The sequence below is a fragment of the Rhizobium sp. NLR22b genome, from assembly GCF_019685295.1.
GTDB lineage: Bacteria > Pseudomonadota > Alphaproteobacteria > Rhizobiales > Rhizobiaceae > Rhizobium.
In genome coordinates, this window is sequence record NZ_JABDWM010000013.1 from 118,844 (window position 1) to 140,864 (window position 22,021).

Genomic DNA, 22,021 nt, shown 5'->3' on the forward strand with positions numbered 1-22,021 from the left:
CTCGACCGTCTCGGAAACGCTTTTCTTGCCTGGGCCCGCCCAATCAGGAGCAGTCGTTGAGGCTTAGCCGCCGAATATCGGGTTGAACCAAACGCAAGAAAGGCAAAGCTGTCATGGCTCTTTATGAACATGTATTCCTTGCCCGGCAGGATATTTCCGCTCAGCAGGTCGATGCCCTCGTAGAACAGTACAAGGGTGTGATCGAAGCTAACGGCGGCAAGGTCGGGCGCATCGAAAACTGGGGCCTCAAGTCCCTCACCTATCGCATCAAGAAGAACCGCAAGGCACACTACGCCCTGATGGACATCGATGCACCGGCAGCAGCGATCCAGGAAATGGAACGTCAGATGCGCATCAGCGAAGACGTTCTTCGCTACATGACCATCGCCGTCGAAAAGCACGAAGAAGGCCCGTCTGCCATGCTGCAGAAGCGCGACCGCGACGATCGCGGCCCGCGCGAAGGTGGCGATCGTGGCCCGCGTCGCGAATTCGGCGACCGTCCGCCGCGCCGCGACGGCGATTTCCAGCGTGGCCCGCGTCCGGACCGCGCTCCCCGCGAAGACCGTGCATAAGGAGATATAAGAATGTCTGAAGCTTCCTCCGCACCGGTCCGTCGTCCGTTCCATCGCCGCCGCAAGACCTGCCCGTTCTCCGGCGCAAACGCACCGCGGATCGACTACAAGGACGTACGTCTGCTGCAGCGCTACATTTCCGAGCGCGGCAAGATCGTTCCGTCCCGCATCACGGCCGTTTCCCAGAAGAAGCAGCGCGAACTCGCCCAGGCGATCAAGCGCGCGCGTTTCCTCGGCCTGCTGCCTTACGTCGTCGCCTGATCGGCCGATGTGATGACATTTAAGGGAAGGCATTCGTGCCTTCCCTTCTCCCTTTCGCGATGGGCGCGGATCGGAATTCTTAAAACCCATGTTGAGACGTTTCTGAATTCGATTCAGCAACAGCCTCTAACTGCTTGATGAAGCAGGACAGCGACCTTGAAACGACCGGATCTTAAAACGCTGCTGATCGGCGCACTCGCCGGATTGACCGCCGCCCTGCTGGTGTTGGGCGCGAGCATGCAGCCGTCGTTTTTCAGCGCGCTGCTCTACACGGCCTCGGCGCTGCCGATTCTGATCGTCGGGCTTGGCTGGGGCAATGCCGCCGCGATTTCGGCCGTCGTCATGGGAGCGGCGCTTGGTGCGGTCCTCATCTCCCCGTCTTTCGCGCTCATCATGACGCTGGTGACGCTGCTGCCGGCCGGCTGGCTGAGCCATCTCGCCAATCTCGCGCGTCCCGCCTCCGAACTCGGCGGCCCCGACCATCTGCTTGCCTGGTATCCGCTCTCCGATATCCTGCTGCATCTGTGCGGACTGGTGACGCTTGCCGTCATCGTCATCGGCGTGATGATCGGCTATGGGCCTGATATCACCGACCCGATCGTCGATCTGCTGATCACCTCGGTCAAACAGCAGCAGCCGGAATTCATGCCCGATCCGGCGGCAACCGCGCAGACCAAATCGCTTATCCTGCTGATGCTGCCGGCCGTGCAGGGCGGCATGTGGGTCAGCATGCTGTTTGCCGCCTATTATTTCGCCGTGCGCATCGTCGCCGCATCCGGCCGGGGCCTTCGGCCGCGCGAGGATATTCCTTCGTCGCTGCGCATGAACCGCAATTCGATCTTCATCTTTCTGGCCGGGCTTGCTGCCTGCTTCTTCGGCGGCGTTCCAGCGCTCGTCGGCGCGACCGTGATCGGCACCTTCGGCGCCGGTTTCATGCTCTCCGGCTTCGCCTCGCTGCATTTCCGCACACGTGGAAAGGACTGGCGCATACCGGCCCTCATCCTCTGCTACCTGGCTTCGATGCTCATGCTGCTGCCAGCTCTCCTCATCCTCGTCCTGGGTCTCAGCGATACGCGCAAGGCGATCGCGCTCACCCCGGCGAAAGATGCCGATACCTCCAAACAATCCGACACGAAAATCTGAGACACAAGAAAGGAACAAGAAAATGGAAGTCATCCTTCTCGAACGCATCTCCAAGCTCGGCCAGATGGGCGAAACCGTAAAGGTTCGCGACGGCTTTGCCCGCAACTACCTGCTGCCGCTCGGCAAGGCGCTGCGCGCCAATGCCGCCAACAAGGCTCGCTTCGAATCCGAGCGCGCGACGCTCGAAGCCCGTAACCTCGAGCGCAAGTCGGAAGCCCAGAAGGTCGCCGACGTTCTCGACGGCAAGTCCTTCATCGTCGTACGCTCCGCCGGCGAAACCGGCCAGCTTTACGGCTCGGTCGCTGCCCGCGACGTTATCGAAGTTCTCGCCGCGGAAGGCTTCAACATCGGCCGCAACCAGGTTCACCTCAACACGCCGATCAAGGCGATCGGCCTGCACAAGGTCGAGCTGCAGCTGCATGCCGAAGTCGAAATCAACATCGAGCTGAACGTTGCCCGTTCTGCCGAAGAGGCAGAGCGTCAGGCCAAGGGCGAAGAACTCACCTCGGTCGACGCGATCTACGGTGTTGACGAAGACGCACTGCGTCCGGAAGATTTCTTCGATCCGGAAGCCGACGGCCTAGACGAAGACGAAGCATAATTCTCGACGGACAGTCCGCGAGAGGGAGAGCCCGGCCACCGCGCCGGGCTTTTTCTTTTCCGTGCGTTCCGGGTTCGCGCAGCCGTCGGTCGCCTTTTTAGCGGGGGATACCCGGATGTTTTTGCTGCGTGCCCGATGCCATCGGGCTAACATATCCTTCTCCGGAACGGATGAGCTGAGTCGGCTCCGTACCGTGTCCTGCGGGTGACACTGCCAGTATTTCTGAATTGTGTCGCCCGGGACTGTGGAGAAGTCGAACAATGGGCACAGCGTTCAGGATTTAAGTGAGACGAGCCCCGCTCCTGTCGCAGCCCCTTGATTTTCTCCATCCGGAATTGCAAATCCGGAGTTGGAAAAAGACAGAACGGATGATGATGAACGACGCCGCTCGAAAGATTGCAGCCGTTGCTCCGTCGGAGCAGCATTACCGCGAAGCACCCAACAATATCGAAGCCGAGCAGGCGCTTCTCGGCGCCATCCTGATGAACAACGACGCCTATTACCGGGTGTCGGATTTTCTGAAGCCGATCCACCTCTACGAACCGCTGCACCGGAAGATCTTCGAGGTCGCCGGCGACATCATCCGCATGGGCAAGATCGCCAATCCGGTAACGATCAAGACCTTCCTGAAGGCCGACGAGAAAGTCGGCGACATGACGGTTTCGCAATATCTGGCGAGCCTTGTCAGTAATGCAGTCACCGTTATCAACGCCGAGGATTACGGCCGGGCGATCTACGACCTCGCGCTGCGGCGGGCGCTGATCACCATCGGCGAGGACGTCGTCAACATCGCCTATGACGCGCCGCTCGACATGCCGCCGCAGTCGCAGATCGAGGATACCGAGCGCCGGCTGTTCGAGCTCGCCGAAAATGGCCGCTACGACGGCGGCTTCCAGTCCTTCAACGACGCCGTGGCGCTGGCGATCGACATGGCGGCCGTCGCCAAGGAACGCGACGGCGGCCTTTCCGGAATTTCCACCGGCATCCATTCGCTCGATGCCAAGATGGGCGGCCTGCAGCGTTCGGACTTGATCATCCTCGCCGGACGCCCCGGCATGGGCAAGACTTCGCTTGCGACCAACATTGCCTATAACATCGCTGCCGCCTATGAGGGCGAGGTGCAGCCGGACGGCAGCATGAAAGCCAAGAACGGCGGCGTCGTCGGCTTCTACTCGCTCGAAATGTCGTCCGAACAGCTCGCCACCCGTATCATCTCCGAGCAGACGGAAGTCTCCTCCTCGAAGATCCGTCGCGGCGACATCAACGATGCCGATTTCGAAAAGCTCGTCGCCTGCTCGATGATGATGCAGAAGGTGCCGCTCTATATCGACCAGACCGGCGGCATCTCCATCGCCCAGCTTTCAGCGCGGGCGCGCCGCCTCAAGCGCCAGCGCGGCCTCGACGTGCTCGTGGTCGACTACGTGCAGCTGATGACCGGCTCCGGCAAGTCAAGCGACAACCGCGTCCAGGAAATCACCCAGATCACCACCGGCCTCAAGGCGCTCGGCAAGGAGCTCAACGTTCCGATCATCGCGCTGTCGCAGCTGTCGCGTCAGGTCGAAAGCCGCGACGACAAGCGCCCGCAGCTCTCCGATCTTCGTGAATCCGGCTCGATCGAGCAGGACGCCGACGTCGTGCTCTTCGTGTTCCGCGAGGAATATTACGTCAAGAACCAGGAGCCGCGCGATCCTCATGATCCCAAATACCCGGAATGGGAAGCGCTGTTCGACAAGGTGAAGGGCACGGCCGACGTCATCATCGCCAAGCAGCGTCACGGACCGACGGGCACGGTGAAGCTCGCGTTCCAGGCGGAATTCACGCGCTTCGCCGATCTCGCAGATCCTTCCTTCATACAATACGAGGAACATTGACGCGGTTTCCCGCGTCGATTTTCTTCAGCGCCCTGCGGCCCGCAATAATGCAACCGTCGCGACGCCGACCACGACGGTCGCAAGCATCGGCAGGCGGCGTGCGGCGATTGCCGTTGCCGCGCAGGCCAGCGTCTCCGCCCAGCCGGTCGCAAAGGCGGTCGGGGCGATGACGGCCATCAGCACGGCCGGCGGAATGGCCTCGATCGCCGTTGTCCGGCGCTCGTCGGTCTCGACATGCCGGATCAGGATGAGGCCGCTGACGCGGGTGAAGACGGTTGCGGCAGCCATCGTGAGGATGGCGATAAAGGTGTTGAGGTCGAGCGTCATGCCGCCTGCTCCCGCGCCCTGCCCTGCCAGAGGGCCATTGCCAGACCGGCCAGCGCACCAGCGGCGATATACCAGACGCTCGGGACGAAATGGTGGACAGCAACGGAAGCGGCACCGCTTGCAGCAAGGACTGCGCCGGTTTCAGGCCCCTTCCAGAAGCCCATGACGAGCACGACGAAAACGGCCGGAAAGGCGAAGTCGAGGCCGATGACGGCAGGATTGCCGAGAAAGGCGCCGAGCAGTGCGCCTGTCAGCGAAGAGCCGACCCAGGTGAGGTAAAAGGGCATGACGATTCCGGCATACCAGGCGGGTGTCAGCTTCGTGCTGCCGGCCCGGAATTCCGCCATGGCCCAGAGCTCGTCGGCGAGGAAGAGCATGGCGATATAACGTTTGACACCGGTGAAGCACTGCATCTTCGTGCCGATCGACGCGCTCATCAGCACATGGCGGATATTGACGAGCAGGGCGGCGAAGCCGACGCTGACCCAGCTTGCCGGATGCGTCCAGATGTCCATCGCCACGAATTGCGAACCGCCTGCGAAAACAAGCGCGCTCATCAGTGTCGTTTCCAGCGGCGAAAGGCCCTTGGTGGCGGCGACCGCGCCGAAGACGAGACCGATCGGCAAGACGGCGATAACAAGCGGAAAAATGGCACGCATTCCGGCGAGAAATTCGCTGGATGGCCGGCTGTGCTGCAACATGGCAATCTCCTGATCAAGATCGCGGAGGGTTAGCCCAGCCCACCATGGCTGTATTGAACGAAAGTGATCAGCCCAGGCGGAATTGGCCGGGGGTTACCCCCGTGCGCGCCTTGAAATGCCGGGTGAAATGCGCCTGATCGGCAAAACCGCATTCAAGCGCGATATCGGCCGGCATGTGCCCCTGCCGCAGCAGCCGGCGGGCCACCTGCACGCGCCGATCCGTCAGAAATGCGTGCGGCGTGATATGATATTCCTTGCGGAAGGCGCGGATGAGATGAGCGCGGCTCAATCCCGCCACGCCCGCCAGTTCCTCAAGGCCGACATCGCTTTCGAAATTCTCGACCAGGTATTCGCGGGCGCGGGCGACGGCGCTTCGCTCCTGCGTATCGACAGGCACGACAATCGTGCTGCCGTGACGCGCAAAGATCGCTGCCAGCACCGAGAACATGCCTTCATCGGCCTCCAGCGCCCCCGCGCCCCTTTCGAGCGTGCGATGGGCGGCATGAAAGGCATTGGCGAGCTCAGGATCGCGTGGAAGCGCGCCGGCGAAGGACGGCGTCGCGTGGAAGGCCTTGCCGGTGACATCCTCCAGAATATCGACGAACAGCTTCATGTCGGGATAGACCATACGGTAACGGTAGCCTTCACCGCCCGGGGCGCCGTCATGGATGACACCGGGATCGATCAGATAAAGATCGCCCGGCCCGGTTTCCTCCCGCCTGCCGCTGAGGGTGGCAATCTGAGTGCCACTTTCGATCGCGCCGATGCTGAAGGTATCGTGCGCATGCGGCGCATACTCATGCGTGAGAAAGGTGGCGCTCAGGCACTCCATGCCGCGGAAACGGGTATCCCGCCAGAAGCGGGCCGATTCCACATTGGCAAGCGGCATGGCCTCCGCGGCCTCTTTCTGGGATACGTTGTGCATCCGCTAAGATTAGCGCGGAAGCTGGTAGGCGTCTTGAACAAAAGTGATCGGACAAGAGGCAAAGGGTGGTATGTGGACTGCCTGCGCTTTCCCTTGACCACAATCGTCTTTAGACTGGTTCGGGTGGTTACCTTCCATTTCTTCACGGCGATTCATGACAGATTTTCCCATCCCCTTCGAAGACGACGATCTTTTCGCTTCCGCAGGACTGCGGCTGACGGTCGACCTGACCGCGCTGACGGAGAACTGGCGCGACATGGCGCGCCGCTCGGGCGCAGCGCGCGCCGCCGCGGTCGTTAAGGCGGATGCCTACGGCATGGGCATCGAGGATGCCGGCGAAGCGCTCTACCTGGCGGGCGCCCGGGATTTTTTCGTCGCGACCGTCGACGAGGGCGTGACGCTTCGCCTCTATGCGCCGGAGGCGCGCATCTTCGTGCTCTCGGGCATATGGCCGGGAGCCGAACGGCGCTTCTTCGAGAACGATCTTGTGCCGGTGATTTCGTCCGACGAACAACTCGCCTTCTGGATGGCAGTGCTTGCCGATTATGGCGATTATCCCTGCGCGCTGCATGTCGATACCGGCTTCAATCGGCTGGGGCTGCGCATCGACGACGCCATTGCCCTTGCCGACGACGTCTCGCGGCCGGCCAGCTTTGCGCCGGTGCTGGTCATGAGCCACCTCGCCTGCGGCGACGATCCCAGCCATGCCATGAACCGGCAGCAACTCGAATCATTCCGTAGGGTTGCGGCCGCGTATGAAGGCATCGATTCAAGCCTTGCCGCCTCGGCCGGCATCTTTCTCGGCGCAGACTATCACTTCGACCTGACTCGTCCCGGCATTTCGCTCTATGGCGGCGAGGCGGTCTGCGGCATGGCCAACCCGATGCGGCCGGTTGCCACCGCGGAAGCGCGCGTCATCCAGGTTCGCACCGTCGAGGCCGGCGAGACCGTCAGCTACGGGCGAGCGCTGCAGCTTCGCCGTGAAAGCCGGCTGGCGATCGTGTCCGCAGGTTATGCCGATGGTTATATGCGCAGCCAGTCGAGCGGCGGCGTACCGCTGCGCCAGGTGGTGCCGCAGGGCGGGCAAGGCTTCATTGCCGGACACAGGGTGCCGGTCGCGGGCCGGATCACCATGGACCTGACGATCTTCGATATCACCGACCTGCCCGAGAACGCCGTGCGCGCCGGCGATTATGTCGAGCTGTTCGGAACGAACATGCCCCTCGACGACGTGGCGCGGGCGGCGGGCACGATTGGCTACGAGATCCTCACCAGCATGGGGCTGCGCCACGAACGGTGCTACGTCGCCGAGGAATAGGCCTCGCTGTCATCGACTGCTGAGGGCAAGACGCACACCGAGCGCCACGAAAAACGCGCCGAGGCTGCGATCGAGCCATCGTCGGATTTTCGCATTACGCCTGAGCGCATCGGCAAGGCGTCCTCCGAGGAGCACGAGCGGCGGTTCAATGAAGGCGGCGACGGCGATGATGAGTCCGCCATGCAGCATCAGTTGGGCCCATGCCGGCCCTGCCCCCTCGGCAACGAATTGCGGCAGGAATGCCAGGAAGAATATCGCCACTTTCGGATTGAGCAGCGACACCAGGATTCCTTGCCGATAGATCCTTGCGGCCGGGATTTCCTCACCAGTGGCATTGATCAGGCCACCGTCGCCGCTGGCACGCAGAGCTTGAATGCCCAGCCAGACGAGATAAACGGCACCGAGCCATTTGACCGCAGAGAATGCCAAGGCAGAGGCGGCAAGCACCGCGGAAAGGCCCAATGCCGCCATCAGAACATGCAGGCAGGCGCCTGACCAGACGCCGAACAATGCGGAAAAACCGGCGCTTTTCCCGCCTCTCATCGTATGGCCAAGGATGAAGGCGATGTCTGGGCCTGGCGAGAGGTTCAGCAAAACCGCCGCCGATAGAAATGCAAGCCAATGCGCGAGCGAATAGTCGAACATCTTCCACCGTTCCTGATGATCACAGGCGAAAAGCATAGGCACGGCGAAGGCTGATGGGGAAATCATTAGTTTTGATCCATCGCGATAGCCATTATCTCGAGCACGACAATGATTCGATGAAGCATTCGATGGCTTCATTTGTGGAACGCGACTGAAAGAAAGATTGATGGCGAAGGCCAAGACACAATTCATCTGCCAGAATTGCGGCGCGGTTCACAACCGCTGGGCCGGCAAATGCGACAATTGCGGCGAGTGGAACACCATCGTCGAGGAGGACCCGATGGGCGGCATCGGCTCCGGTCCCGGCAAGACGCCGAAGAAGGGCCGGCCGGTGACGCTGACGGCGCTGTCGGGCGAGATCGAGGAGGCGCCGCGCATCCATACCGCCATGTCGGAGCTCGACCGGGCGCTCGGCGGCGGTTTCGTGCGCGGCTCGGCGGTGCTGATCGGCGGCGATCCCGGCATCGGCAAATCGACGCTGCTGATGCAGGCGGCCGCCGCCCTGGCGCGGCGCGGCCACAAGATCATCTATGTCTCCGGCGAGGAGGCGGTGGCGCAGGTCCGGCTGCGGGCGCAGCGGCTTGCCGCGGCCGATACCGACGTGATGCTGGCGGCCGAAACCAATGTCGAGGATATTCTGGCGACGCTCGCCGAGGGCAAACGGCCGGATCTCGTCATCATCGATTCGATCCAGACGCTGTGGAGCGAACTTGCCGACTCCGCACCGGGAACGGTGACGCAGGTGCGCACCGGCGTGCAGTCGATGATCCGTTTCGCCAAACAGACGGGAGCCGCCATGGTGCTCGTCGGGCATGTGACCAAGGACGGGCAGATCGCCGGGCCGCGCGTCGTCGAGCACATGGTCGATGCCGTGCTCTATTTCGAAGGCGATCGCGGCCACCACTACCGCATCCTGCGCACGGTGAAGAACCGCTTCGGACCCACCGATGAGATCGGTGTCTTCGAAATGTCTGACAAAGGCTTACGCGAAGTCGCCAATCCCTCCGAGCTCTTCCTCGGCGAGCGCAACGAAAAATCCCCCGGTGCTGCGGTCTTTGCCGGCATGGAGGGCACCCGTCCGGTGCTCGTCGAGGTGCAGGCGCTGGTGGCGCCGACCTCGCTCGGCACGCCGCGGCGGGCGGTGGTTGGATGGGATTCGGCCCGGCTGTCGATGATCCTGGCGGTGCTGGAGGCTCATTGCGGCGTCAGGCTCGGCCAGCACGACGTTTATCTCAATATCGCCGGCGGCTACCGCATCTCCGAACCGGCGGCCGATCTCGCCGTCGCCTCGGCGCTGGTTTCCTCGCTTGCTGGTATTGCCCTTCCTGCCGATTGCGTCTATTTCGGCGAAGTCAGCCTGTCGGGCGCCATCCGGCCGGTTGCGCACACTGCCCAGCGCCTCAAGGAAGCCGAGAAGCTGGGCTTTTCCGCAGCGCTGCTTCCTTCCGCCTCCGCCGAGCTGCCGAAGGGATCCGGCGGACGATGGAGCGAGGTCGAAAGCCTGCCGGATCTGGTGGCGCGCATCGCCGGGTCGAAGGGAGCGCTGCGTGTGGAAGACGAGGTTTGATCCTTTCATTGCCGGGAATGGTGATGATATAGGAGGCACACGATAAGGCGCGACTCGGCCGCCGAGCGGCAGTCCTGGAGTTGAATTTACATGCCCATTACGATTTTCGACGGTATTGTCATCGGCGTCGTGCTCTTCTCCGCCGTGCTGGCGATGGTCCGCGGCTTTTCGCGGGAGATCCTTTCGATCGCGAGCTGGGGCGGTTCGGCCGCCGCCGCCTATTACCTCTATCCCTACCTGCTCCCCTATGCGAAGAAATATACCGATGACGACCGCATCGCGATCGCCGGTTCGGCAGCCGTCGTCTTCCTGATCGCGCTCATCGTCATCTCCTTCATTACCATGAAGATCGCCGATTTCATCATCGACAGCCGCATCGGCGCCCTCGACCGCACGCTCGGCTTCCTGTTCGGCGCGGCCCGCGGCCTGCTGCTGATGGTGGTCGCCGTCGCCTTCTGGAACTGGCTTGTCGATGTCGACCATCGACCGGCCTGGGTCAACGAAGCCAAGTCGAAGCCCTTCCTGGACTCTATGGTCGTAAAGCTGAAGGCGGTGCTGCCGGAGCAATTCGCCCAGATGATACAGGCGAGCTTCCGTGATAAGATGCAGTCGCCGGCACAGGGCAGCGAAGGCGCCACGCCGCCGGCGGCCGATCAAGCGCCGGCGGAAGACGCGCCTGCAGGCAGCGCGCTGCAGCCGGCGAATTGACGCAGTGTTCAAGAGCTTGACCCGCCGTCCGGCAATTGCCATTTGAGCGGGACGTAAAGTTAAGGTCCGGCCGGGCATTCCAGCTCCGCCGGGCCTCAGCCGTTTCAGAGCCGGAAAACGAGCTTTGAAAGCAAATGTCGTTCAGCATGACGTTATCGGAAAGCTGCCAGGTTTCCGGTATATGATATTGGAAATGCCGATCCATTCTTGTGAGAGCAGAGGCCCGCAGAAATGAACCAGTCCCATTCCTTCCCAATCGACGATCCGCTCGACGGAGATACGCTGCATGAAGAATGCGGTGTTTTCGGAATTCTGGGCCATCCCGATGCCGCAGCTCTCACGGCTCTCGGGCTGCATGCCCTGCAGCACCGCGGACAGGAGGCAGCCGGCATCGTCTCCTTCGACGGCAAGCGCTTCTATCAGGAGCGTCATATGGGCCTGGTCGGCGATCACTATACCAATCCGATGACGCTGGCCCGCCTGCCCGGCAGCATAGCGATCGGCCACACGCGCTATTCGACGACAGGCGAAGTGGCGATGCGCAACGTGCAGCCGCTTTTTGCCGAACTGGAGGAAGGCGGCATCGCCATTGCCCATAACGGCAATTTCACCAATGGCCTGACGCTGCGCCGCCAGATCATCGCAACTGGCGCCATCTGTCAATCGACGTCCGATACCGAGGTCGTCCTGCATCTCATCGCCCGGTCGCGCCATGCTTCGACATCCGACCGGTTCATCGACGCCATCCGCCAAATGGAAGGCGGCTATTCGATGCTTGCCATGACCCGCACCAAGCTGATTGCCGCACGCGACCCCACCGGCATCCGCCCGCTTGTCATGGGCGAACTCGACGGCAAGCCGATCTTCTGCTCGGAAACCTGCGCGCTGGACATCATCGGCGCCAAGTTCATCCGCGACGTGGAAAACGGCGAGGTCATCATCTGCGAAATCCAGGCTGACGGCTCGATCAGCGTCGATGCCCGCAAGCCCAGCAAGCCGCAACCGGAGCGTCTCTGCCTGTTCGAATATGTCTATTTCGCCCGTCCGGATTCGGTCGTCGGCGGCCGCAACGTCTATACGACGCGCAAGAACATGGGCATGAACCTCGCCAAGGAATCGCCTGTCGATGCCGATGTCGTCGTGCCGGTGCCGGATGGCGGCACGCCCGCGGCTCTCGGCTATGCGCAGGAAAGCGGCATCCCGTTCGAATACGGCATCATCCGCAACCACTATGTCGGCCGCACCTTCATCGAGCCGACGCAGCAGATCCGCGCCTTCGGCGTCAAGCTGAAGCATTCCGCCAACCGGGCGATGATCGAAGGCAAGCGCGTGGTACTGGTCGACGATTCCATCGTGCGCGGTACTACGTCGCTGAAGATCGTACAGATGATCCGCGAGGCCGGTGCGCGCGAAGTCCATATCCGCGTCGCCAGTCCGATGATCTTTTTCCCGGATTTCTACGGAATCGATACGCCCGACGCCGACAAGCTGCTCGCCAATCAGTATGCCGACGTCGAAGCCATGGCCAAATATATCGGTGCGGATTCGCTTGCCTTCCTGTCGATCAACGGGCTTTACCGCGCCGTCGGCGGCGAGGACCGCAACCCGGCCCGCCCGCAGTTCACCGACCACTACTTCACCGGTGACTATCCGACCCGGCTGCTCGACAAGAACGGCGAATCCATGGGCAACAAGCTTTCGATGCTTGCCAGCAACGGCTGAGCCGCTGCCGCTTTGACTTTCGCTTCCGAGGGGCCTATTGCGCCCCTCACCTTCGCAAGCAAATCCGGAACCGGGCAGATGAACATCAATCTTGAGGGCAGGATCGCACTCGTCACCGGTGCGTCGCGCGGCATCGGCTACTTCACAGCCCTGGAGCTTGCCAAAGCTGGCGCCCATGTCATTGCCTGCGCGCGCACGGTCGGCGGACTGGAGGATCTCGACGATGCGATCAAAGCCGTCGGCGGCAGTGCGACCCTCGTGCCCTTCGACCTTGCCGACATGAACGCGATCGACGCGCTCGGCGGCTCGATCTTTGAGCGCTGGGGCAAGCTCGACATCCTCGTCGCCAATGCCGGCGTGCTCGGCGTCATCTCGCCGATCGGCCATATCGAAGCGAAGGTGTTCGAGAAGGTGATGACCATCAACGTGACGGCGACATGGCGGCTGATCCGCTCGGTCGATCCGCTGCTCGCCCGCTCGGATGCCGGCCGCGCCGTGATCCTCTCCTCGGGCGCGGCCCACAAGTGCAGGCCCTTCTGGGGCGCCTATTCCGCCTCCAAGGCCGCTGTCGAGGCACTGGCCCGGACATGGGCCGGCGAGAGCCAATCGACGCCGCTGCGCATCACCAGCGTCGATCCGGGCGCCACCCGCACGGCGATGCGGGCGCAGGCCGTGCCGGGCGAAGATGCGCAGACGCTGCCGCATCCTTCCGAGGTCGCCAAGGCGATCCTGCCGTTGCTCGGTCCGGGCGTGACAGAGACGGGCAAGCTGTTCATCGTGCGCGAGAACAAGCTCGTCGACTACCGCCTGCCGGAATAAACGGACGCTTCAGTTCGCGGCAACGGCCGGGAACAGATGTGCGAAATCTGTTTCGGCGGGGCATAGGACATTGAGGTCCACTGGTCCCCGGATGCCGTCCAGGGCGCCATTGTCGGCAAATTGCCAGATCGACCAGCGATTGCACCCCTCCTGCGTCGGCTCGTCGAACACGCTTCGCAGCCAGAGGTAGTGCTCGGGGAAGCGGGCCTCATTGCCCTTCAGATATTGATCGAAGAATTCCTGCGTGACGTAGAAGATCGGCTTTTCCGGAAAGATGGCTTTCAGTTCGGTGACGAAGGCATTCACCTCCGTCGCCATCTCATCGACCGTCGGGACCTTGTTGCAATTGCCGACGAATTCCAGATCGATGGCGATAGGCAGGGTGCGCGGCGCCTTCTGCACCGTCGCCAGTACATTCTGCGCCTGTTCCCTGCCCGGGCGGCAGAAGGTGAAGAAATGGTAGGCGCCTCTCACCACCCCAGCATCTCCGGCACGCTGCCAGTTCTCGGCAAATCTCGAATCCTTGTGATCGCCGCCTTCGGTCGCCTTCATGATTGCAAAACGCACGTTCGGCTGCGCGGCCACCGTCTTCCAATCAATGTCGCCCTGGTGATGGCTGACATCGATGCCTTGGATTGGATACTGCGATAAGGACGGATAGTTGAAGCGAAGCATGCCGAAATCGTATGCGAAATATGCGGCGGATGCGACCACCAGAATTGCAGCCGCACCGATCGTCCATCGAACAACGCTTGCCACTCATTCCCCCGTGTTTTCAGCAGCTTTTGAAGCGGCTATACGCGATTTGCGCCACGAAAATGGCAGACAAGCCTCAGGGGACGCACGGCATCGGAGAGGTCGTTCCAGTTGCCGCCGATCCTTCCTCGCCCCTCTTGACCAAACGTCATTCCCGCGCCATAAAACGCGGCATGAAAACGGTTATCTGCATTATCTGCGGAAAGATTATTCGCTAGCGCACGCGCTGGCCTGGCCGTTTTCGTCTCCCCAATAGTCAAGATGCGAAACGCCCCGGCCTGCCGGTCGCGATATTTTTCTGATCGTGCATTTGGGAGAGTGAAATGGGCCGCACGCCGAAACTGAGGCTGTACAACACGCTGACGCGGGAAAAATCGGTCTTCGCGCCGATCGACCCCGACAATGTCCGCATGTATGTCTGCGGCCCGACGGTCTATGATTTCGCCCATATCGGCAATGCCCGGCCGGTCATCGTCTTCGACGTGCTGTTCCGGCTGCTGCGCCATGTCTATGGCAGAGATCACGTCACCTACGCCCGCAACATCACCGACGTCGACGACAAGATCAATGCGCGGGCGCTCAGAGATCATCCGGAGCTGCCGCTGAACGACGCGATCCGCGCGGTCACCGAAAAGACCGAGACACAGTTTCACGCGGATGTCGCCGAACTCGGCTGCCTCGAGCCGAATGTCGAGCCGCGCGCCACCGACAATATCGCCGAGATGATCCAGATCATCGAAAAGCTGATCGGCAACGGGCATGCCTATGTGGCGGCAGGCGAAGTGCTGTTCGACACCAGATCCATGGCCGATTACGGCCAGCTCTCGAAGCGGCCGCTCGACGAACAGCAGGCCGGCGCCCGCGTCGCCGTCGATGCGCACAAGAAGTACCCGGGCGATTTCGTGCTCTGGAAGCTCTCGAGCCACAACGAACCCGGCTGGGAGAGCCCCTGGGGCCGCGGCCGGCCCGGCTGGCATATCGAGTGCTCCGCGATGAGCCGGCGCTACCTCGGCGATGTCTTCGACATTCACGGCGGCGGGCTGGACTTGATCTTCCCGCATCATGAAAACGAGATCGCCCAGTCGCGCTGCGCCCACGGGACCGAGGTGATGGCGAATGTCTGGATGCACAACGGCTTCGTGCAGGTCGAGGGCCGCAAGATGTCGAAATCCGAGGGCAATTTCATCACCATCCACGAGCTGCTGCACACGCAAACCTTCGGCGGCCGCAAATGGCCGGGCGAAGTGCTGCGTCTTGCCATGCTGATGACGCACTACCGCGAGCCGATCGATTTCTCTATCAAACGGCTGGAAGAGGCCGAACGCCTGCTCGCCAAGTGGCCTGCGACGGAAGCCGGCGATGCCGAGCCTGACGAGGCCGTGCTCCATGCCCTTGCCGACGACCTCAATACGGTCGCGGCGGTGCAAGCGCTGCATGCGCTGGCGCAATCCGGCAACGATGCCGTCTTCGCCGCAAGTGCGGCGCTCCTCGGAGTGCTGCCGAAGAAGGTCGAAATCGATGAAGCCTTCGCAGCAGCGGTCGATGCGCTGGTCGCTATGCGTCTCGAAATGCTGAAGGCGAAAAACTTCGCCGAGGCAGACAAGGTTCGCGACGAGCTGACGGCAAAGGGCATCCAGCTGAAGGACGGTAAGGATGTGGTGACCGGCGAGCGGGTGACGACGTGGGAGGTCAAGCGGTGATCGGCGAAGTTGCCGCAAATACCCCTCCCCAACCCCTCCCGACAAGGGTGAGGGGCTGCGATGCCACGCTGCTTCGAAGCAACCTCCCGGCAATCGCAAATATGGGAGGAGTCTTCTCTTTTTTATCGGCATCCTGGCGGAGGGACCTGCCATGACCAAGACCTATACCGGCGGCTGCCAGTGCGGGGCGATCCGTTTCCGCGTCAGCGGCGAACTCAAGGATTCGTCGATTTGTCATTGCCGCATGTGCCAGAAGGCGTTCGGAGCCTATTATGCACCGCTGGTCTCGGTGCGCGGCGCAGACTTTGAGTGGACGCGGGGGGAGCGCAAAAGGTACCGCTCATCGAATTTCGTCGAGCGCGGTTTCTGCGGCGATTGCGGCACGCCGCTGACCTATGAGGCGCCGGACGGAATGGCGATTGCGGCGGGCGCGTTCGACGATCCGTCGCAGCTGCCGCCGACCATTCAATGGGGTCTGGAAGGCAAGATCGGCTTCGTCGATCATCTGCACGAACTGCCGGGAGAACGGACCGAGGCGGATCTGACGGCGGGCTCCTTCCTGCACGAACTGATTTCCTACCAGCACCCCGACCACGATACGCCGGTCTGGCCGCCGGAGGAGCGTGCCTGATGGAAACGGCGAGACAGACCGGCGGATGCCAGTGCGGCGCGGTTCGCTATCGCGCGCTGGGCGAACTGGGTTATCCCCATATCTGCCATTGCCGCATGTGCCAGAAGGCAGCCGGCAATTATTTCCTGCCGCTCGCTGCGGCCAAGCGCGAGCGTTTCCAGCTGACGCGCGGCGAACCGAAGTGGTTCCGCTCCTCCGATCTCGTCCGGCGCGGCTTTTGCGGCGATTGCGGCACGCCGCTGTTTTACGATATTCCGGAAGCGGACTTCATCAACATCGCGCTCGGCTCGCTTGATGAGCCCGATAAGGTCAAGCCCGTGATGCAATCGAACACCGGGCGCAAGGTGTCGTGGTTCCACACACTCGACGGCCTGCCGGTGGAACCAGAGCCTGAAACGCCCGACCGCGAGGAGGCGATCGCGGCAAGTAACCATCAGCACCCGGATCAGGACACTTCCCATTGGCCACTCGGAGAAACACATGACGGATAAGATCAGAACAGGCGGATGCCAGTGCGGCGCCGTGCGCTTCCGCATATCGGGCCAGTTGGGGCGGCCGTCGATCTGCCATTGCCGCATGTGCCAGAAGCAGTTCGGCGGCTTCTTCTCCGCGCTGGTCACAGCACCGGAGGAAGGGATGGAATGGACGCGCGGCGAGCCGAGCTATTTTCAATCCTCGGTCAATATCGATCGCGGCTTCTGCAGCAATTGCGGCACGCCGATGACCTACCGGCATCCAGGTGGGCTGGAGCTTGCGATCGGCACCTTCGACGACCGCAGCGATCTCGCGCCGCAGATCCAGGTCAATTACGAGGCCCGCCTGCCCTGGGTCGAGGAAATCTTCGACGCTCCTGTTTATAAGGACCCGGATTTCTACGCGCGGCAGGAGGCGATCATCTCCTTTCAGCATCCCGACCACGACACCCGGGCGTGGCCCGCGAAAGGCGTGAAAATATGACCGAGGTATTGCGCACGCTCTATCCCGAAATCGAAGCCTATGCCTCCGGCCATCTCGATGTCGGCGACGGCCATGTGATCTACTGGGAACGCTCGGGAACGCCCGGCGCCAAACCAGCCGTCTTCCTGCATGGCGGCCCGGGCGGCGGCATCTCGCCCGCCCACCGCCGGCTTTTCGATCCGGCTCGCTACGACGTCATGCTGTTCGACCAGCGCGGCTGCGGCAAGTCGACGCCGCATGCGGAACTGAATGCCAACACGACCTGGCACCTCGTCGCTGATATCGAGCGGCTGCGCGAAATGGCCGGTGTCGACCGATGGCAGGTGTTTGGCGGCTCCTGGGGCTCGACGCTGGCGCTCGCCTATGCCGAAACGCATCCCGCGCGCGTGTCCGAGCTCATCCTGCGCGGCATCTACACCCTGACGAAGGCCGAGCTCGATTGGTACTACCAGTTCGGCGTCTCGGAAATGTTCCCGGATAAGTGGGAACGCTTCATCGCTCCCATTCCCCCGGAAGAGCGGCATGAAATGATGCATGCCTATCATCGCCGTCTGACGCACGAGGACCGGAACGTGCGCCTTGAGGCCGCGCAAGCCTGGAGCATCTGGGAAGGCGAAACGATCACGCTGCTGCCGGAGCCGGCGACCAGCGGCAAATTCGAGGAGCCGGAATTCGCCTATGCCTTCGCGCGCATCGAGAACCACTTCTTCGTCAATGCCGGCTGGATGGACGAAGGGCAGCTGATCCGGGATGCGGGCCGCCTTAAGGACATTCCGGGCGTGATCGTGCATGGTCGCTACGATATGCCCTGCCCTGCCAAATATGCCTGGCTGCTACACAAGGCCTGGCCGAAGTCGGAGTTCTACCTGATAGAGGGTGCGGGCCATGCCTATTCGGAGCCGGGGATTCTCGATCAGTTGATCCGGGCGACGGATAAGTTTGCCGGGAAGCCGGACTGATGATTTGGGGCAGCCCCTCACCTTAACCCTCTCCCCGCTCGCGGGGAGAGGGGACGTGCCCAGCGAGACGCTCCGGCATATATCTTCTCCCCCGTCAGAACGGGGAGAAGGGGGCGGCAGCCGGATGAGGGGCAGCATCCGCAGTACAACAACACCCGCTCGCCGGGAGGAAACGACATGAAAGAACGCATCTATCTGTTCGACACGACGCTTCGGGACGGGCAGCAGACGCCCGGCATCGACTTTTCCGTCGAGGACAAGATTGCGATCGCCGACATGCTCGATGAGTTCGGCCTCGATTACGTCGAAGGTGGATATCCCGGCGCCAATCCGACGGACACCGCCTTCTTCAGCGAGAAGCGCACGAGCCAGGCCACCTTCGTCGCCTTCGGCATGACGAAGCGGGCAGGCGTTTCGGTCTCCAACGATCCAGGCATCGCCGGGCTGCTGCAGGCCAAAAGCGACGCTGTCTGTTTCGTCGCCAAGAGCTGGGACTATCATGTCGCGGTGGCGCTCGGCTGCACCAACGAGGAAAACCTCGAATGCATCGCCGAAAGCGTCAAGGCGGCGGTCGGCGCCGGCAAGGAGGCGATCGTCGACTGCGAACATTTCTTCGATGGCTTCAAGGCCAATCCGGCCTATGCGATCGCTTGCGCGAAGACGGCCTATGAAAACGGTGCGCGCTGGATCGTGCTCTGCGACACCAATGGCGGAGCGCAGCCGCCGGAGGTCCGCGCCATCGTCGAAGCGGTGATCGCGTCAGGTGTTCCCGGCCGCTGTCTCGGCATTCACGCTCACAATGACACCGGCCAGGCGGTCGCCAATTCGCTTGCTGCCGTGGAAGCCGGCGTCCGGCAGATCCAGGGCACCTTGAACGGTATCGGCGAGCGCTGCGGCAACGCCAATCTGGTGACGCTGATCCCGACCCTGGCGCTGAAGAGTGCCTACAACAGCCGTTTCGAAACGGCGATCGACGAGGAACGGCTGCTCAACCTCACCCGGCTCTCGCACGCCTTCGATGAGTTGCTCAACCGCTCGCCGGATCACCAGATGCCTTATGTCGGCGCCTCCGCCTTCGCCACCAAGGCCGGCATCCATGCTTCCGCTCTGCTGAAAGATCCGCGCACTTACGAACACGTGCCGCCGGAAAGCGTCGGCAATTTCCGCAAGGTCATGGTGTCGGACCAGGGCGGCAAGGCGAACTTCATCAATGCCCTCAAGCGGCGCGGCATTATCGTCGCCAAGGACGATCCGAAGCTCGATCTCCTGATCTCGATCGTCAAGGAACGTGAATCCATCGGCTATGCCTATGAGGGAGCGGATGCGAGCTTCGAGCTGCTGGCGCGCCGCACGCTCGGTACGATCCCGGAATTCTTCACCATCGAAGGCTTCCGGGTGATGATCGAGCGCCGCTTCGACAGTCTTGGCCGCGTGAAGATCGTTTCGGAGGCGGTGGTCAAGATCACCATCGACGGCCAGACGCTGATGTCGGTTGCCGATGCAGAAGGCCCGGTCAATGCGCTTGACCTCGCACTGCGCAAGGATTTCGGCAAGTATCAGCACGAAATCGACGACCTGGTGCTCGCCGATTTCAAAGTGCGCATCCTGAATGGCGGCACGGAGGCGATCACCCGCGTGCTGATCGAATCCACCGACAGCGACGGCGTGCGCTGGTGGACGGTCGGCGTCTCGGAGAACATCATCGACGCGTCGTTCCAGGCGCTGATGGACTCTGTTATCTACAAGCTGATGAAGAACCGGCAGTTGGCCGGCAGGATCGCGGCGGAATAATCCCATCCCGCCGGTTCGGCTAACCGCGGGCAAACGCCGCCAGTGTCTCGCCCCAGATCCATCGAGGGTCGGTTCAACGAAATGAATTGGCCTATTCACGGCGCTTAAGCTAGGCCGGATCAGAAGAAGAACAAAGATGGAAACACCCGATGTCGACCGATGCATCCGTTCCGTTAATCAAGAACGAAGACAGTCCGCGCGGTTTCGCCTTTGCGCTGACAGCCTATCTGCTCTGGGGCTTCCTGCCCTTCTACATGAAGGCGGTGGCGCATATTCCGCCGGCCGAAGTCATCGCCCACCGCATCGTCTGGTCGCTGCCGCTGGCCGGGATCGTGTTGGTTCTGCTCGGGCGAACAGCCGATATCCGCGCGGCACTGCGCTCGCCGCGCATGCTGGCGATGGGCGCGCTGACCGCGTCGTTGATCACCGTCAACTGGGGCACCTATGTCTGGGCGATCGGCGCCGGCCATTCGCTTGATGCAGCGCTTGGCTATTTCATCAATCCGCTGTTCAGCATTTTCCTCGGTGCGGTGCTGCTCAAGGAGAAGCTGCAGCCGCTGCAGATCGCAGCGATCGCGCTGGCGGCGCTTGCCGTCGCCATTCTCGCATTGGACAGCGGCGGCATTCCATGGGTAGCGGTGACGCTGGCGGTCAGCTGGGGTTTTTATGCCCTGCTCCGCAAGACGCTGCCGCTAGGGCCCAACCAGGGCTTCTTCCTCGAGGTTCTGATTCTCAGCGGGCCGGCGCTCGTCTACATCCTCTATCTCGAATATGGCAGCGGTCTTGGCCATTTTTACCGTACCGGCCTTGCCGACACGTCGTTGCTGCTCGGCTGCGGTGTCGTCACCGCCGTGCCGCTGATGATCTATGCCAACGGCGCCAAACTGCTGAAGCTCTCAACGATCGGCATCATGCAGTATATCGCGCCGACGATGATCTTCCTGATCGCCGTCTTCGCCTTTCACGAGCCGCTCGGCATGGCGCGCATGATCGCTTTCCCGCTGATCTGGGCGGGACTGTTCCTCTATAGCTGGTCGATGCTGAAGGGAAGCCGAGGAAGGGAGTAGCCATCGCGCTTATCGCAAATCCGACCGCCTGGCTCAAAGCCAGGATAGCAGCGCTGTGCGGACGAGGATTCCGGCCAATGCGCTGAAGACGGCGACGCCTGCGACCGAGCGGAGCGCCGGCACCGAAGCGACAAGGATGGAGAGGCCGGGAAGGTCGAGAGGGTTTAGCAGAAATGCGGATCCGTGAATGATTTTCTCAGGCGGAAGGCTCAGTTGCTTGTGGGCGTCGATTAACAGCGTGACCGCTGCGCTCGATCCTGCCAGACACTTTGTGAGGATGAACAGGACATCCTGCTGCGAGGCGCCGAGCAGCTGAAGCAATGGCTGCGCAGCAGACGTGACGGCCGAAAGCGCGCCTGTGCTCTGGGTAAGCCTTACCAGAGCAAGTGAGATCACGAGCATCGGCAGGATCGCAGAAATGACGCCAATGGCATCCGCGCCGCCGCGATTGATCGCAGCCAGCAGATCATGCCTTGCGACGTCGCGGTCATCCGCCCTGTCGCAGGAACAGATCTTTCCGGGCAAGGAACGGCGTCCAACGATCCAACAGGCGAGAGTGGACGCAACGAGCGCTCCGCAAATGCCGTTTAAGATGATCAAACCCGGATCGACCCCGAGGCTTGCGAGCGGAAAACTGGCATTCGCCGGTGCGGCCGCAAGCACCGCGGCAAAGGCGGCGGCAATAAATTTCTCCGATCTTCCTTTGTGCACCATCAACGACAGGGCGGCGACAGGGGCAGCCGAACTGACGAGGCTGAGCTGGATGATTGCCAAGGCCCCGAAACCGTCCAGACCGAAAAGTCGGAAGAGCGGGCTGGCCTTGTCGGCGATCGATCGCAGTGCACTCACGCCCTCGAGGTAGCGCATCAGCGAAAACGTCACGATCATGAGCGGCAGAAAGGTGAATATCGCGATGTCGACGGCACTTCGTCCGGCATCCAAAATGGCGGTGATCAGAATTGTCATGGGAACGACTGGAT

At 62.1% G+C, this 22,021-nt stretch carries 23 protein-coding genes; 17 read left to right on the forward strand and 6 right to left on the reverse strand.

Features of this window, described 5'->3' with window-relative positions:
* The first annotated feature begins 113 nt into the window (after positions 1 to 113).
* The 5 genes from rpsF (at position 114) to HJC00_RS21110 (ending at position 4,448) form a co-directional block, all read left to right on the forward strand.
* Positions 114 to 572 carry a 30S ribosomal protein S6 gene (rpsF, locus tag HJC00_RS21090; protein WP_004680499.1) on the forward strand — a complete coding sequence of 153 codons (459 nt, stop codon included), beginning with the start codon at positions 114 to 116 and terminating at the stop codon, positions 570 to 572.
* Between the two features lie 12 nt (positions 573 to 584).
* Complete coding sequence (gene rpsR / locus HJC00_RS21095; RefSeq protein WP_004680498.1) at positions 585 to 833, forward strand: 30S ribosomal protein S18; 249 nt, start codon at positions 585 to 587, stop codon at positions 831 to 833.
* 156 nt (positions 834 to 989) lie between these two features.
* Positions 990 to 1,976, forward strand: a complete 987-nt coding sequence (locus tag HJC00_RS21100; RefSeq protein ID WP_210628440.1) for a DUF2232 domain-containing protein — start codon at positions 990 to 992, stop codon at positions 1,974 to 1,976.
* Positions 1,977 to 1,998: 22 nt separating this feature from the next.
* A complete protein-coding gene (rplI, locus tag HJC00_RS21105; RefSeq protein WP_210628441.1) occupies positions 1,999 to 2,577 on the forward strand; it encodes a 50S ribosomal protein L9 in 579 nt (192 codons plus the stop codon).
* Positions 2,578 to 2,951: 374 nt separating this feature from the next.
* Entirely contained in the window at positions 2,952 to 4,448 is a 1,497-nt protein-coding gene (locus tag HJC00_RS21110; protein WP_011424771.1) for a replicative DNA helicase, read from the forward strand.
* 24 nt (positions 4,449 to 4,472) lie between these two features.
* On the opposite strand, the gene HJC00_RS21115 is transcribed toward HJC00_RS21110, so the two are convergent.
* From HJC00_RS21115 to HJC00_RS21125, 3 genes are all read right to left on the reverse strand, one after another.
* Complete coding sequence (locus HJC00_RS21115) at positions 4,473 to 4,775, reverse strand: AzlD family protein (protein WP_221164561.1); 303 nt, start codon at positions 4,773 to 4,775, stop codon at positions 4,473 to 4,475.
* Complete coding sequence (locus HJC00_RS21120; RefSeq protein WP_210628443.1) at positions 4,772 to 5,476, reverse strand: AzlC family ABC transporter permease; 705 nt, start codon at positions 5,474 to 5,476, stop codon at positions 4,772 to 4,774. The genes HJC00_RS21115 and HJC00_RS21120 overlap by 4 nt, the downstream gene beginning before the upstream one ends.
* Positions 5,477 to 5,543: 67 nt before the next feature.
* The gene (locus HJC00_RS21125) at positions 5,544 to 6,365 is read right to left on the reverse strand and encodes an AraC family transcriptional regulator (protein ID WP_210628444.1); all 822 of its coding nucleotides are present in this window, start codon (positions 6,363 to 6,365) and stop codon (positions 5,544 to 5,546) included.
* 190 nt (positions 6,366 to 6,555) lie between these two features.
* On the opposite strand from HJC00_RS21125, the gene alr reads away from it, so the two are divergent.
* Positions 6,556 to 7,719, forward strand: coding sequence for an alanine racemase (gene alr, locus HJC00_RS21130; protein WP_221164562.1), 1,164 nt, complete (start codon positions 6,556 to 6,558; stop codon positions 7,717 to 7,719).
* A 9-nt stretch (positions 7,720 to 7,728) separates the two neighbouring features.
* Here the strand turns inward: alr and HJC00_RS21135 are convergent, their stop codons facing one another.
* The gene (locus HJC00_RS21135) at positions 7,729 to 8,364 is read right to left on the reverse strand and encodes a LysE family translocator (RefSeq protein ID WP_210631659.1); all 636 of its coding nucleotides are present in this window, start codon (positions 8,362 to 8,364) and stop codon (positions 7,729 to 7,731) included.
* A 166-nt stretch (positions 8,365 to 8,530) separates the two neighbouring features.
* On the opposite strand from HJC00_RS21135, the gene radA reads away from it, so the two are divergent.
* From radA to HJC00_RS21155, 4 genes are all read left to right on the forward strand, one after another.
* Entirely contained in the window at positions 8,531 to 9,931 is a 1,401-nt protein-coding gene (gene radA, locus HJC00_RS21140) for a DNA repair protein RadA (RefSeq protein ID WP_210628447.1), read from the forward strand.
* Between the two features lie 90 nt (positions 9,932 to 10,021).
* Positions 10,022 to 10,639 (forward strand): CvpA family protein, encoded by a 618-nt coding sequence (locus tag HJC00_RS21145; protein ID WP_221164563.1) that lies wholly within the window; start codon positions 10,022 to 10,024, stop codon positions 10,637 to 10,639.
* Positions 10,640 to 10,870: 231 nt separating this feature from the next.
* The gene (purF, locus tag HJC00_RS21150) at positions 10,871 to 12,361 is read left to right on the forward strand and encodes an amidophosphoribosyltransferase (protein ID WP_221123411.1); all 1,491 of its coding nucleotides are present in this window, start codon (positions 10,871 to 10,873) and stop codon (positions 12,359 to 12,361) included.
* 78 nt (positions 12,362 to 12,439) lie between these two features.
* Positions 12,440 to 13,180 (forward strand): SDR family NAD(P)-dependent oxidoreductase, encoded by a 741-nt coding sequence (locus HJC00_RS21155; RefSeq protein ID WP_210628449.1) that lies wholly within the window; start codon positions 12,440 to 12,442, stop codon positions 13,178 to 13,180.
* A 9-nt stretch (positions 13,181 to 13,189) separates the two neighbouring features.
* Here HJC00_RS21155 and HJC00_RS21160 read toward each other — a convergent pair whose 3' ends face one another.
* Positions 13,190 to 13,939 (reverse strand): GH25 family lysozyme, encoded by a 750-nt coding sequence (locus HJC00_RS21160; RefSeq protein WP_210628450.1) that lies wholly within the window; start codon positions 13,937 to 13,939, stop codon positions 13,190 to 13,192.
* Positions 13,940 to 14,259: 320 nt separating this feature from the next.
* On the opposite strand from HJC00_RS21160, the gene cysS reads away from it, so the two are divergent.
* The 7 genes from cysS to rarD all read left to right on the forward strand — a co-directional run bounded on the left by cysS (position 14,260) and on the right by rarD (position 21,041).
* Positions 14,260 to 15,636: a cysteine--tRNA ligase gene (cysS, locus tag HJC00_RS21165; protein ID WP_221164564.1), complete on the forward strand. Its 1,377-nt coding sequence runs from the start codon at positions 14,260 to 14,262 to the stop codon at positions 15,634 to 15,636.
* Positions 15,637 to 15,787: 151 nt separating this feature from the next.
* Positions 15,788 to 16,267, forward strand: coding sequence for a GFA family protein (locus HJC00_RS21170; RefSeq protein WP_221155863.1), 480 nt, complete (start codon positions 15,788 to 15,790; stop codon positions 16,265 to 16,267).
* On the forward strand, positions 16,267 to 16,758 hold the full coding sequence (locus tag HJC00_RS21175) for a GFA family protein (protein WP_210628453.1): 492 nt from the start codon (positions 16,267 to 16,269) through the stop codon (positions 16,756 to 16,758). Before HJC00_RS21170 ends, HJC00_RS21175 begins: the two co-directional genes overlap by 1 nt.
* Positions 16,748 to 17,224: a GFA family protein gene (locus HJC00_RS21180; RefSeq protein WP_210628454.1), complete on the forward strand. Its 477-nt coding sequence runs from the start codon at positions 16,748 to 16,750 to the stop codon at positions 17,222 to 17,224. The genes HJC00_RS21175 and HJC00_RS21180 overlap by 11 nt, the downstream gene beginning before the upstream one ends.
* Positions 17,221 to 18,183, forward strand: coding sequence for a prolyl aminopeptidase (pip, locus tag HJC00_RS21185; RefSeq protein ID WP_221155864.1), 963 nt, complete (start codon positions 17,221 to 17,223; stop codon positions 18,181 to 18,183). The genes HJC00_RS21180 and pip overlap by 4 nt, the downstream gene beginning before the upstream one ends.
* 177 nt (positions 18,184 to 18,360) lie before the next feature.
* Positions 18,361 to 19,974 (forward strand): citramalate synthase, encoded by a 1,614-nt coding sequence (gene cimA / locus HJC00_RS21190; protein ID WP_210628456.1) that lies wholly within the window; start codon positions 18,361 to 18,363, stop codon positions 19,972 to 19,974.
* 149 nt (positions 19,975 to 20,123) lie between these two features.
* Positions 20,124 to 21,041 (forward strand): EamA family transporter RarD, encoded by a 918-nt coding sequence (gene rarD / locus HJC00_RS21195; RefSeq protein WP_221123417.1) that lies wholly within the window; start codon positions 20,124 to 20,126, stop codon positions 21,039 to 21,041.
* A gap of 33 nt (positions 21,042 to 21,074) precedes the next feature.
* Here the strand turns inward: rarD and HJC00_RS21200 are convergent, their stop codons facing one another.
* Positions 21,075 to 22,007, reverse strand: coding sequence for a hypothetical protein (locus HJC00_RS21200; RefSeq protein ID WP_210628458.1), 933 nt, complete (start codon positions 22,005 to 22,007; stop codon positions 21,075 to 21,077).
* Positions 22,008 to 22,021: the final 14 nt, after the last annotated feature.